This window comes from uncultured Devosia sp. (assembly GCF_913055165.1).
Lineage (GTDB): Bacteria > Pseudomonadota > Alphaproteobacteria > Rhizobiales > Devosiaceae > Devosia.
This window is the reverse complement of record NZ_CAJXJS010000029.1, coordinates 15,092-26,890: the sequence shown is the minus strand read 5'-3', so window position 1 is coordinate 26,890 and position 11,799 is coordinate 15,092. Positions and strand designations below refer to the sequence as shown.

Annotated in this window: 15 protein-coding genes and 1 tRNA gene; 1 reads left to right on the top strand and 15 read right to left on the bottom strand. The window is 61.7% G+C overall.

Features of this window, described 5'->3' with window-relative positions; translation table 11 throughout:
* Positions 1–2 precede the first annotated feature (2 nt).
* The 8 genes from obgE to QZ564_RS11020 form a co-directional block, all read right to left on the bottom strand.
* A complete protein-coding gene (gene obgE, locus QZ564_RS11055; RefSeq protein ID WP_297109344.1) occupies positions 3–1,046 on the bottom strand; it encodes a GTPase ObgE in 1,044 nt (347 codons plus the stop codon).
* Positions 1,047–1,067: 21 nt separating this feature from the next.
* Positions 1,068–1,634 carry a GNAT family N-acetyltransferase gene (locus QZ564_RS11050; protein ID WP_297109341.1) on the bottom strand — a complete coding sequence of 189 codons (567 nt, stop codon included), beginning with the start codon at positions 1,632–1,634 and terminating at the stop codon, positions 1,068–1,070.
* A complete protein-coding gene (locus QZ564_RS11045; protein ID WP_297109338.1) occupies positions 1,631–2,152 on the bottom strand; it encodes a GNAT family N-acetyltransferase in 522 nt (173 codons plus the stop codon). The genes QZ564_RS11050 and QZ564_RS11045 overlap by 4 nt, the downstream gene beginning before the upstream one ends.
* Complete coding sequence (locus QZ564_RS11040) at positions 2,143–2,670, bottom strand: GNAT family N-acetyltransferase (RefSeq protein ID WP_297109335.1); 528 nt, start codon at positions 2,668–2,670, stop codon at positions 2,143–2,145. The genes QZ564_RS11045 and QZ564_RS11040 overlap by 10 nt, the downstream gene beginning before the upstream one ends.
* Entirely contained in the window at positions 2,667–3,209 is a 543-nt protein-coding gene (locus tag QZ564_RS11035) for a GNAT family N-acetyltransferase (RefSeq protein WP_297109332.1), read from the bottom strand. The genes QZ564_RS11040 and QZ564_RS11035 overlap by 4 nt, the downstream gene beginning before the upstream one ends.
* A 123-nt stretch (positions 3,210–3,332) precedes the next feature.
* Entirely contained in the window at positions 3,333–3,599 is a 267-nt protein-coding gene (gene rpmA / locus QZ564_RS11030) for a 50S ribosomal protein L27 (protein WP_297109329.1), read from the bottom strand.
* 15 nt (positions 3,600–3,614) lie between these two features.
* Complete coding sequence (gene rplU / locus QZ564_RS11025; protein ID WP_297109389.1) at positions 3,615–4,148, bottom strand: 50S ribosomal protein L21; 534 nt, start codon at positions 4,146–4,148, stop codon at positions 3,615–3,617.
* 269 nt (positions 4,149–4,417) lie between these two features.
* Positions 4,418–5,092, bottom strand: a complete 675-nt coding sequence (locus QZ564_RS11020; RefSeq protein ID WP_297109326.1) for an MBL fold metallo-hydrolase — start codon at positions 5,090–5,092, stop codon at positions 4,418–4,420.
* Positions 5,093–5,403: 311 nt separating this feature from the next.
* Between QZ564_RS11020 and QZ564_RS11015 the strand changes: the two genes are divergently transcribed.
* A tRNA-Ser gene (locus QZ564_RS11015) sits at positions 5,404–5,493 on the top strand.
* A 265-nt stretch (positions 5,494–5,758) separates the two neighbouring features.
* Here QZ564_RS11015 and QZ564_RS11010 read toward each other — a convergent pair.
* The 7 genes from QZ564_RS11010 to QZ564_RS10980 form a co-directional block, all read right to left on the bottom strand.
* Positions 5,759–6,901: a M56 family metallopeptidase gene (locus QZ564_RS11010; RefSeq protein WP_297109323.1), complete on the bottom strand. Its 1,143-nt coding sequence runs from the start codon at positions 6,899–6,901 to the stop codon at positions 5,759–5,761.
* The gene (locus QZ564_RS11005) at positions 6,888–7,304 is read right to left on the bottom strand and encodes a BlaI/MecI/CopY family transcriptional regulator (RefSeq protein ID WP_297109321.1); all 417 of its coding nucleotides are present in this window, start codon (positions 7,302–7,304) and stop codon (positions 6,888–6,890) included. The genes QZ564_RS11010 and QZ564_RS11005 overlap by 14 nt, the downstream gene beginning before the upstream one ends.
* Before the next feature lie 74 nt (positions 7,305–7,378).
* Positions 7,379–7,777, bottom strand: a complete 399-nt coding sequence (locus tag QZ564_RS11000) for a DUF2160 domain-containing protein (protein WP_297109318.1) — start codon at positions 7,775–7,777, stop codon at positions 7,379–7,381.
* Positions 7,777–8,574: a carbohydrate ABC transporter permease gene (locus QZ564_RS10995; RefSeq protein ID WP_297109314.1), complete on the bottom strand. Its 798-nt coding sequence runs from the start codon at positions 8,572–8,574 to the stop codon at positions 7,777–7,779. The genes QZ564_RS11000 and QZ564_RS10995 overlap by 1 nt, the downstream gene beginning before the upstream one ends.
* 9 nt (positions 8,575–8,583) lie before the next feature.
* Positions 8,584–9,447: a sugar ABC transporter permease gene (locus tag QZ564_RS10990; RefSeq protein WP_297109309.1), complete on the bottom strand. Its 864-nt coding sequence runs from the start codon at positions 9,445–9,447 to the stop codon at positions 8,584–8,586.
* On the bottom strand, positions 9,447–10,526 hold the full coding sequence (locus QZ564_RS10985) for an ABC transporter ATP-binding protein (protein WP_297109305.1): 1,080 nt from the start codon (positions 10,524–10,526) through the stop codon (positions 9,447–9,449). The genes QZ564_RS10990 and QZ564_RS10985 overlap by 1 nt, the downstream gene beginning before the upstream one ends.
* Before the next feature lie 9 nt (positions 10,527–10,535).
* Positions 10,536–11,600 (bottom strand): ABC transporter ATP-binding protein, encoded by a 1,065-nt coding sequence (locus QZ564_RS10980; RefSeq protein WP_297109302.1) that lies wholly within the window; start codon positions 11,598–11,600, stop codon positions 10,536–10,538.
* Positions 11,601–11,799 lie beyond the last annotated feature (199 nt).

Below are 11,799 nucleotides of genomic sequence, written 5' to 3'. Positions count from 1 at the left end.
CATCAAGGCGTCCATTTCTCTTCTGTCTTCCGGCGCTCGGTCTCCGCCTTTTCGGCCTTCTCGGCGTCCAGGATATGGAGGACGTCGAACAGCACCTGTTCCACGCCCTCGCCGGTGACCCCCGAAACCAGCCTCACTTCGGCCTTGCTGACCTTTTTGAGAGCCTTGACCTTGGCCTTGAGTTCTTCGGGTGTCAGCGCATCGACCTTGTTGAGCACCACGATTTCGGGCTTTTCGGCCAGCACATCGGCATAGGCAGCCAGCTCATAGCGGACCGCCTCATAGGTGTGGGCGACATCTTCGTTGGTGCCGTCGATAAGGTGGATGAGGACGCCACAGCGCTCGATATGGCCAAGAAACCGGTCGCCAATGCCAATGCCTTCGCTTGCCCCTTCGATGAGGCCAGGGATGTCGGCCAGAACAAATTCGCGTTCGGCGATGCGCACCACACCCAGGTTGGGATGCAGCGTGGTGAAAGGATAGTCGGCAATCTTTGGCTTGGCGGCCGATACCGCGGAAAGGAAGGTCGATTTGCCGGCATTGGGCTGACCGACAAGTCCGGCATCGGCGATGAGCTTGAGCCGAAGCCAGATGCCCTTTTCGATGCCTTCCTGACCTGGATTGGCGCGACGCGGCGCCTGATTGGAACTGGTCTTGAAATAGGCATTGCCGAAGCCGCCATTGCCGCCCTTCAAGAGAACCACCCGTTGGCCCACTTCGGTGAAGTCTGCGATCAGCGTTTCCTGATCCTCTTCAAAAATCTGGGTGCCCACCGGCACGCGCAGGACAACGTCCTCCCCATCGGCACCGGTGCGGTTCTTGCCCATGCCATGAACGCCGGTGCCGGCACGAAAGTGCTGTTGGTAGCGGAAATCGATCAGCGTGTTCAGACCGTCGGCACATTCGGCAATGACGTCACCGCCACGGCCACCATTGCCACCGTCGGGGCCACCGAACTCGACGAACTTTTCGCGCAGGAAGCTGACGGCGCCGGCGCCGCCGGAACCGGATTTGATATAGACCTTGGCCTGGTCAAGAAATTTCATGCCTGTCGTGCCTTCCAGCACCTATTGGGTCGCGCCTGCCGCCCGGTTGGCGGGAAACCAGCCCTGCTGGTAGCGCGCTCGTGTCAGTTTGGTGTCGATATGCTCCAGCTCAGCGCCGCGCGCAAGGCAGAGCAGGGTGGATCGGCCGGTCTCGACAAATCCAAGCCGCCGCTGGATCGCCAGCGAGGCAGTGTTGAAGTGGAAGACACCAGACACAATGGCCGGGGCATCACTTGTGTCGAAAAACCACTTCACCGCTGCCGTGGCGGCCTCGGTCATGATGCCTTTGCCCCAATAAGGCTTTCCGAGCCAATAGCCAAGTATGGCACCCCGTCCCATCGGCTGGTAGCCGATATGACCCACATATCCTTCGCCCGCAAGCTCGATGGAGAAGCTGGTCTGGTTCAATTGCTGGTCGCCCTTCTGGGTTGCCAGCCAAGTGCGGGCGTCACTCAAATGATAGGGAAAGGGCACACGCGCCAAATTGCCCGCCACCTCCATGTCGTTGAGGAAGCGCGCGATGGGTTCGGCGTCACCCATCTGCGGTGCCCGCAGGATCAGCCGGTCGGTACGAAGGGTAGGTGTCAAGCGCGCCACTCCATTACCAGGAGTGGTTTGCCGAGATGGCGCTCGACCACGCTATGGGTGTGCTCGATGGTGGTGAACCCGGTTTTCTCGAGCACGCGGATCGAGCCGGCATTGTGTGCCAGCACGCGCGCCCGAATCGGGGTCAGCCCGATGGCGGTGGCAGCGCCGAGCAGACCGGTGATCGCCTCGGGCGCATAGCCTTTGCCCCAATGGCTCTCACCCAGCCAGTAACCGAGCTCAGTGGGCCGGTCGTCGTGAAAATAGAGGCCAATCACGCCCATCAGACGGTCGCTGCCCCTCTCGGCAATAACGAACGGGTGGTGGAGGGCGCGCTGCTCCTTTCCAAGAAAGGTACGGCCGTGGCTCTCCTGGTAGGGGAAGGGCAGGTTGGCCGTCGGCTCCAATACGTTCCAGTTATTGGCCTGGGCGATGAGATCATCGAGGTCCGAAATGTGCGGCGCGCGCAGCACCAGCCGCTCGGTCTCGATGGTCTCGGGCAGCTCGTTTCTCAGGCGCATTGCTTGGACTCCATCATCTGCCAGCGCGTCCGGGTCAGCCGGGTCAGCACATGTTGCACATTGTGCTGCAGCGCGTGCGAAAATCGCATGTCGCGCCCCACCTCTTCAAAGCCCAGCTTGGCTTTGAGGCGCAGTGAGGCGCGATTGTCGTGATGGGCGCTGGCGGAAATATGGTCTGTGTTGCTGGTGGCGAAATGCCAGCCAATGACGGCGCGGGCGGCCTCAAAGGCATAGCCGCGGCCCCAATGCTGGCGAGCGATCCAGAACCCCAGTTCATTGTTCAGAGCGACACAGCCGATCAACCCGCGCCCGGGCAGATCGATAATGAACATGGATCGGTCGGGGCCGTTTGCCGGTGCCAGCCGCAGCCAGTCATTGGCCATGGCGAGAGTGAAAGGAAAGGGCAGGGGCGTCAGCCAGCGGGCGACGGCAAAGTCACTTACCCCCAAGGCAAAGCAGGGGGCATCACCGGGGCGGGCAGGGCGAAGCACAAGACGGGACGTGTGGAGTTCGGTCATCTCTGGTCGAACTCCAGATAGAGAAACACCGCTGGCTTGCCGCGGTTCGTGCCCAGGGGCTCGGGGCCTTCCTGAGTTTCGATAAATCCGGCTTTGCGCAACACGTTGCGCGAAGCGTGGTTGTCTTTGAGCGCGCGCGCGCGCAATGCTGTGGCTCCAGCCGCTCGCGCCGCCGAGACGACCATCCTGGCGGCCTCTGTGGCATAGCCCAGGCCCCAATAGGGTTCTCCCAACCAATATCCGAGTTCCGGCACCTGTCCGTCGCCGAAATGAAGGCCGACCACGCCCATGAATTCGTCATCACGGGTGATGGCGAGGCAGAATTCCTCGGCGCTGGGCACGATCTCGTTGATGAAGAATTCGGCGTCGCTCAGCCCGTAGGGAAAGGGCAGCCGTGCCATCCATTTATGCACATTGGCATTGTTGGCCAGGGCAGCAATGGCGGGAGCATGAGCCAGTGTCGGGGTTACCAGGACCAGGCGCTGGGTGCGGATGGCGGTGGGCAGGCGGTGCTTGAGGCTGGTCGCGACGCTGGTCATTTGCAAATGCTCCGGGGAAGAAAAAAGGGGAACCGGCGGACCGGTTCCCCTTCGCATTTGCTGTCTTTTGCCAAACGCAGCGCCGGGGAACAGGTCTCCGGCGGGTTTGTCAGGCCTGCCGGGTTATTCGGCGGCCTCTGCCGGGATGACAGACACGTGTACTTTGGAGTTGGCGCGGGTTCGGTACGACACGGTGCCGTCCACGAGCGCAAAAATGGTGTGATCCTTGCCCAGGCCGACGCCTGTGCCGGGAGCCCACTTGGTGCCACGCTGGCGAATGATGATGTTGCCGGCGATCACAGCTTCGCCGCCGAACTTCTTGACGCCGAGACGACGACCAGCGGTATCACGACCGTTGCGGGATGAGCCGCCTGCTTTCTTGTGTGCCATGGTTCTCGGTTCCTCTTATTCTTCGGTGGCCTTGGGAGCGGCCTTCTTGGCCGGGGCCTTCTTCGCCGGCTTTTCAGCAGCGGCGTCTTCGGTCTTGGCGGCGGCCTTCTTGGCAGCCGGCTTCTTGGCCGGGGCTTCGGCAGCAGCTTCTGCCTTGGAGGCGGCGGCCTTCTTGGCCGGGGCCTTTTCGGCGACGGCTTCGGTCTTTTCGGCCTTGGCAGCAGCCTTGACGGTCGGCTTGGCGCCGCCGGTCAGGATCTCGGTGATGCGCACGGTCGAGAGCAGCTGGCGGTGGCCATTGCGACGACGCGAATTGTGGCGGCGGCGCTTCTTGAAGATGATGACGGTCTTCTGCTTCTTGGTCTCGACCAGTTCAGCAGCAACCAGGGCGCCTTCCACCAGCGGAGCGCCGATGGTGTCGCCAACCATGAGGACCTGGTCGAAGGTGACGATGTCACCAGCCTCGGCCTCGAGCTTTTCGATCTTGATGACGTCGTTGGCAGCAACCTTGTACTGCTTCCCGCCCGTCTTGATAACGGCGAAAGTCATATGCATGCCAGCTGGTACTCCCAACCGGTCCCTATCTGTCGCGCTCTGCGGCGCCGCGGATTTCGTGCCTTTCCGCGGGCTTTTCGAATGATGAGGGCTGAAAATTCAGCCGGCAGCCTCGAGCAGCGTTTTCAAACAAAACCAGCGCACCGGACGGACCGGTGCGCAGATTGGAGCGCTTATCGGGGCAAAGTCCCCAAGAGTCAAGCTGTTTGGCGGCAAGCCATGGTCGCGATGACCTGTCATCGGTAACGGCGAACCAGCGCCGGTCAGTCCTGGCTCAGGGCATACCAGTTCCGCAGGCGGACTTCGATTCCGTCTTCGACATCCGTCTTGAGCGGGCTGAGGTCGCTGTCTCCATAGTGATAGGGATAAATAATGGCTGGCCTGAAGGTGTTGATCGCTTCGACGGCCTGCTGCGGCGTCATGGTGTAGGGCAGGTTCATGGGCAGGAATGCCACGGCAATTCCGGTCAGCCCCAGCATATCCTCCGTCGGTTCGGTGTCGCCCGCGACATAAACCTGGCTGTCGCCGAAGCTCAGGACATAGCCATTGCCCACGCCGACGGGGTGATAGCGCATGCGGTCTTCCGTGATGTTATGGGCGGCGATGGCCCGAATGGGCAGGTCGAGGATAGTACCGCTCTCGCCATTGGCCATGGCGGTGGCTTGGGCCTTGAGCGCTTCGGGCAGTTTTTCACGGACATCGCCATTGGTGATCAGGGGCGCATCGCCAGCAATGGCTTCGAGCGTCGGCAGATCGAAATGGTCGCCATGGCCATGAGTGATCAATATTGCGGATGGTGCGGGCAGGGTGGCGTAGCGCTCCGGCCCGCCGACCGGATCGACATAGATGGCCTTGCCATCGAACTCCAGCACGAGGCTGGCATGATCCACGGGGTGGATGACCAGGTCGCCGGCACTGGTGCTAACGGTGTCAGCCATGGGCATCTCCTGAGCTTTTGCGACGGTTGATCCGAAATTGACGGCTAAGCCGGCCAGGGGCAAGCCGGCCATGCCGGCGACGACGGTGCGGCGTGTAACCATAAGAGCAGTCTCCCATTCTGTCTCGATAACACTAGGACTAACGCCTCCGGGGTGGGACGGATTGGAACGCACGCGATTGTGAGATCGTCGCGGTGTGTCCCATGTGGTCCAATTGCATGCATAAGAGGTGTTGCAGGCGTGACGAGGCTATGTCATAAGCCGCCCCGTATCGACCAGCGGCGTCCTTTCCAGGGACGTTTCGATCTCGCGGAGAGATGGCAGAGCGGTTGAATGCACCGCACTCGAAATGCGGCATAGGGGCAACTCTATCGGGGGTTCGAATCCCTCTCTCTCCGCCATTACTCCCAAATGTCAGGTTATCTGGTAACCCTCTGGAGTTATTGGCTTTGTAACCGCGCGACTGGTATATAGGAGCGGTACAAATGAACCTCAGAATGGCGACGCGCTGGAAGCATCCCAGTTCGGGAAGATATTGGCTGCGCCGTCGCCCGTGTGCCTAGCGCCTTCGTTTATGTGATCTGCCGCGACCTGCAATGGAGAGAGACGGCGACGACCAAACCTTCGGTCTTTAACGCCACCAGACCGAGACTCGGATGGATGCGCTCAGAAGCCTGGTGAGCCGAACGAGGGCACAGGACCGTTCACCGCGGCAAGGCGTTCAAGGTTGACGATGGTTGAGAGCATGATCCGGTCCTGGCTCCAGTCGCCGGGTTTCTGGATCGCGACAGAGGCGAACAATGTCAGTGCCAGTGCAGGCACGGCCAGCGCCGCAAAAACCAGCCGTGGATGCCGCTCCGCACGCCCCTCGATCACCGACATCATCCGCCGCTTGAGCAGCATGGCCGAACGGCCGCCGAACAGCCGATTTTCGGGCCTGACAAGAGCCACGACCGGCATTTCGACGGAAAGAAGCCGGTGACGACGGATGCCATCATGGCAGACCCGCAAGAGACACTCGCAATAGGCCGCGACATCGTAGCCCCGCCGCGACAGCACCTGCCGGTCGCAAGAGAGCTCGCGCAGCTCCTCGACGTGACGCCGCCAGACATAGAAGGCCGGGTTCCAGAACAGGAAGGGCCGGACCAACTCCATCACCATCTCCCATTCCACGTCGCCCTGACGCAGATGCTGCAATTCATGGCCGAGCGCAATCTTCAGATCGGCTTCACGCGCCAGCATGCCGGAGGGCAGGACAACGATCCGGGTACGCAGTCCGCGGGTGGAAAACGGCACGGCGACCGTGTCGGAGACGCGCAGTTCCAGACGGCCCGAGCGGCGCCAGACATAGCTGTCGGCGATGATCCGCTGCAGTTTCACCACGCTCCAGCCGAGCCGCGCGAGGAAGATGACAGTCCCCGCCGCCAGGGCCCAGAGCACCAGCCGCCCCGTGGGCGAAAAGGCCGCTTCGGCCAGTTGGCTCCGTATGCCCAGAAGCCCTTCGAGGGCGGAGGCGTTCATCTCGAACCGGCCCTGGAGATATTGGGCAACGATGAAGTCAGTGACGTTGACGCCGTGGTGGGGGGCGACATAGCCCGCTTTGCTGACAAGGGCCAGGAGCGCAACGAACACCGGGCTCAGGATTACGGCGAGCAGGACCGCCCGTAACAGATTGAGCCGCGCCGTCACGGCATGGGCGAGACCCGCCATGTCCAGCATTCGCCGGCACAAGAACCAGAGAACGCAGACGAGAGCCAGAAGCAGGTTCACATCGACATAGGCATCCAGAAGCGCGCTAGCGTTTATCATCCCTGAGCCTCTTATCTATCAGCGCTCGAATTTCGTCGAGCGCCTCCTCGGACAGATCATTGTCATCGACGAGCCGCGCAACGAGCGTCGCGGGGGCGTTGTCGAACAGCTTTTCGGAGAGGTTCCTGAGCGATCGTGACTGATAGGTGTCCTTGCTCAGCGTGGTCGTATAGAAGAAGGACTTGCCTTGTTTCGTGCTTGTCACGAAGCCCTTTTGTTCGAGTATGCGCAGGATCGTGGCGGCCGAGGTATAGGCCAGCTTGCGCGTGGGCCCGAGCGCATCCTGCACATCGCGCACCGTGGCTTCGCCCAGTTCCCAGAGCTTCGACATGAATTCCAGTTCCACCTCGGTCAGGAATTTCGTCTTCTTCTGGCTCATTTCGGCCTCGGTCCAATACTGCACGATCTGAAAGCCTCCTTTCTACTAAGGTTTGCGTAATTCTCCAAGTGGAATGGCCCTTCGTCCTGAAACAGCGCCTAGACCTTCCAGAAGCAGAAGACGCCCCAGGCGAGCGAGAGTCCGAGCGGCCACCAGAGCGGCGACCCGATCAACCCGAGCCAGGCCATGAAGATGTAGCTGGTGCCCAGAAGCGTCATGAAGAGCCGGTCGCCGCGGGTCGTCGTCAGACCGAGCACGCCCCGGCGCTCATGCCCGCCGGGGGAGCGGATTTCGAGCACAATGAGTACGCCCATCGCGGTGAAGATGCCGATGAAAACGAGAAGCGTGGCGGGTGTCCAGGCCATCCAGAAGGAGGGCCAAAGCGGATCCGTCCAGGAAAAGCCCGTCTCGACGGGTTTGCCGACATTGCCCCAGCCGGCTTGCTGGGCGAGCGCCCCGGTCGGCAGGAGCGCAAGAAGGCCTATGAGGTAGCGCATCAGACCCTCCCCAGGGCGAAGCCCTTGGCAATGTAGTTACGGACGAACCAGATGACGATGGCGCCGGGAATGATGGTGAGCGTCCCCGCCGCCGCCAGCAGGCCAAGCTCATAACCCGCCGACGAGGCTGTGCGCGTCATGGTGGCGGCGATGGGCTTGGCGTAGACGGCCGTCAACGTCTTGGCCAGGAGCAACTCCACCCAGGAGAACATGAAGCAGAAGAAGGCTGCCACGCCGACGCCTGCCTTGATCGTGGGCAGAAACACCTGGGTAAAGAAGCGCGGAAAGGAATAGCCGTCGACAAAGGCAGTCTCATCCAATTCCTTGGGCACGCCACCCATGAAGCCTTCAAGGATCCAGACCGCCAGCGGGATGTTGAACAGGCAATGGGCCAGCGCCACTGCGATGTGGGTGTCGAACAGCCCGATCGCCGAATAGAGCTGGAAGAAGGGCAGGGCGAAGACCGCCGCCGGGGCCATGCGGTTGGTCAGCAGCCAAAAGAAGAGATGCTTGTCACCCAGGAAGCGATACCTCGAGAAGGCATAGGCCGCCGGCAGCGCCACGGCGACAGAGATCACCGTATTGATCGTGACGTAGAGGATGGAGTTGACATAGCCCCAATACCAGGTCGGATCGGTAAAGATCGTCCGGTAGCTCTCGAGCGTCCAGACCTGCGGGAACAGCGAGAAGCCGCCGAGGATTTCCTGCGTGGTCTTGAAGCTCATCGCCACCAGCCAGTAGATCGGCAGCAGCAGGAAGGCGATATAGGCGATTACGACAATGGATCTTTTTTTCATCTTCGTTCCCTATTTCACGTCGTGCCGCGTCATGAGCGTGTAGAACAACCACGAGACAAAGAGCGTGATCGCGAAGTAGATCAGGCTCATTGCGGCAGCCGGGCCGAGGTCGAACTGTCCCAGCGCGATCTTGACCAGGTCGATGGAGAGCAGCGTCGTGGAATTGCCGGGTCCGCCACCGGTGAGCACGAAGGGCTCGGTATAGATGTTGAAGCTGTCCATGAAGCGCAGGAGCACCGCGATGGTCAGCACCTGCTTCATCTTGGGCAACTGAATGAACCGGAAGACCGACCAGTTCGAGGCGCCGTCGATTTTGGCCGCCTGGTAGTAGGCGTCGGGGATCGAAACGAGGCCGGCGTAGCACAGGAGCACGACGAGCGAGGTCCAGTGCCAGACATCCATGACGATGACAGTGATCCAGGCCGCGAGCGGATCCTGCGTCATGTTGTAGGGAATGCCCAGCGTATGGTTCATCACATAGCCCAGCAGGCCGATGTCAGGCAGCGTGAAGATGTTCCACATCGCCCCCACGACATTCCACGGAATGAGCATTGGCAGGGCCATGGTGACGAGGCAGAAAGGCACCCAGAACCCCTTGCGCGGCATCGACAGGGCGATGATGACGCCCAGTAGCACCTCGATGGCGAGGATCATGGCGGTGAACAGGAACTGCCGGCCAAGGGCCGCGTGGAAGCGCTCGGACCGCAGGATCTGCTCGAACCAGCCCAGCCCGTGCCAGAAGAACTGGTTGTTGCCGAAGGTTTCCTGGACCGAATAGTTGACGACCGTCATCATCGGCACCAAAGCGTTAAAGGCGACGAGAAGCAGAACGGGGAGGACGAAGAGCCAGCCCTTCTGGTTGACCTTGCGCATCAGGCGGCCCTCTCTTTTTCGCTGGCGATCCAGCCGTCCCGGTAAAGCCGCGTCTGATCGGGTCGGAAGCTGAGATGCACCGCCTCTCCCGGTCCCGGCAATGTGCCCTCGACGATGGCGTTAATTCGCGTTTCGCCGGCCAGGGCCTCGACGACAGCATGGCGGCCGAGGTCCATGATTTTGCGCACGGTGGCCGGTACGCCGGTGGCCGCGAGCGATACAAATTCAGGGCGAACGCCAATCTGATGCAGGCCGGCTCCGGGGATGATTGCGCCTTCCAGCGCGATCCTCTGGCCAGAAAAGAAAGCGGCCCCATCCTTCACCTCGGCCGGCAGCACGTTCATGCCGGGTGAGCCGATGAAGTGGCCGACGAAGGTATGGGCGGGCCGCTCGAAAAGGTCCACCGGCGTGCCGATCTGGACCACCTCGCCGTCCTGCATCACCACGACCTGGTCGGCGAAGGTGAGCGCCTCGGTCTGGTCATGGGTGACGTAGATCATGGTCACGCCGACTTTCTGGTGCAGTTCCTTCAGCTTGGAGCGCAGCTTCCATTTCAGATGCGGGTCGATCACCGTGAGCGGCTCGTCGAACATGATGACATTGACGTCGTCGCGCACGAGCCCCCGGCCCATCGAGATTTTCTGCTTGTTGTCGGGGCTGAGATTAGCCGCGCGAACCCTCAGCATCTCGGTGACTTCGAGCATCTCGGCAATCTCGGTGACCCGGGCGGTGACCTTGGCCTCGTCCACCCCGCGATTGCGCAGCGGAAAGGCCAGATTGTCGTAGACGGTCATCGTGTCGTAGATCACCGGGAACTGGAAAACCTGGGCGATGTTGCGCCGGTCGGGTGGTAGGGCGCTGACGTCGTTCCCGTCAAACAGGATGCGTCCCTCCGATGGCTGAAGGAGACCGGATATGATGTTGAGAAGGGTGGACTTCCCGCACCCTGACGGACCAAGAAGCGCATATGCGCCACCATCCTGCCAGTCGAGATTGATCTCCTTGATGGCATAGTCCTGCGGACCCTTCGGGTCGGGCATGTAGCTATGGCGCAGCTTGTCGAGCGTGATCTTGGCCATGCGCGATCCTCAGGCAACGAGCGCGCCATCGGGCGCGAAATAGAAGCAGTGCGCGGGGTCCATGAAGAACTCGTGGTCCTCGCCGACATGGTAGCGATGCACGCCTGGCGCGAGCGACACCCAGGTCTCCGCGCCCAGGCGAAAATGCGCGGTGGATTCCGACCCCGAAAGCTCGGTGATCTGTACCGTGCCGGTCATGGGCACAAAGGCGGCCTCGCTCCGCACGGGCGAAATGTAATTGGGCCGGATCGCAACGGTATAGGTGCCGTCCCGCAGCGCGGCCGCCGGGCCGGTCAGCTGCCAGCCGACACCGTGGCCCAGTTCCACCCGGTCGCCGCTCTTGGTGACTGGCGCCGAATTGATCGGGGGATCAGAAAAGACGCGGGCGGAAACCAACGTGTTGGGCCGCCGGTAGATCTCGGCTGTGGGGCCGAATTGCGTCACCCGCCCATCCTGCATCAGGGCCGTGCGGCCACCGAGCATGAGCGCTTCGGCGGGCTCCGAGGTTGCGTAAACCACGACCGCGCCACGCCCTGCGAAAAGCTCAGGCAATTGCTCGCGCAGTTCTTCGCGCAGCTTGTAGTCAAGATTGGCGAGAGGCTCGTCGAGAAAGACGGCAGTCGACTCCTTGGCGATGGCGCGGGCAAGCGCCGTCCTTTGCTGCTGCCCGCCGGAGAGTTCATGCGGCCGCCGGTGGAGCATGGGGCGAAGCTGCAGCACGTCCGCTGCTGCCTCGACCCGCCCCTGGATTTCGGATTTGGCCATGCCGGCCACTCGCAGGGGCGAAGCGATATTGTCGAAGACGGTCATGTGCGGATAGTTCACGAAGAACTGGTGGACGAGGCTGATATTGCGCTTTTGCGGGCTCATCCCGGTCACGTCACGGCCGTCCATGAGAATCTGCCCGGTCGCTACCCGGTCGAGCCCGGCCATCAGCTTGATAAGCGAGGTCTTGCCCGCTCCGGTCTCTCCCAGGAGCACGTTGAACCGGCCCGGTTCCAGTAGCAGCGAGGTTTCCTTGATATGCGTCACCTGCTCAACGCGCTTGGTGATCGCTCTCAGTTCCAGCGCCATGTTCCCCCCAGGGTGTGCGCGATCACTTCAGCGTTCCATTGCACCGCCGGAATGATACGAGTTCTTGTTTTATGGAGGCTCCGAGCCGCAGGGCTGCTGCCGCGTCTGCTGGAAAGCGCTCCAAGATGCGTTGCCGCGATCTTGCTTCGATGCGTGGGCCGGGATGTTGCCGCGCCTCCCGGCCCGACCTGCCCGGAAC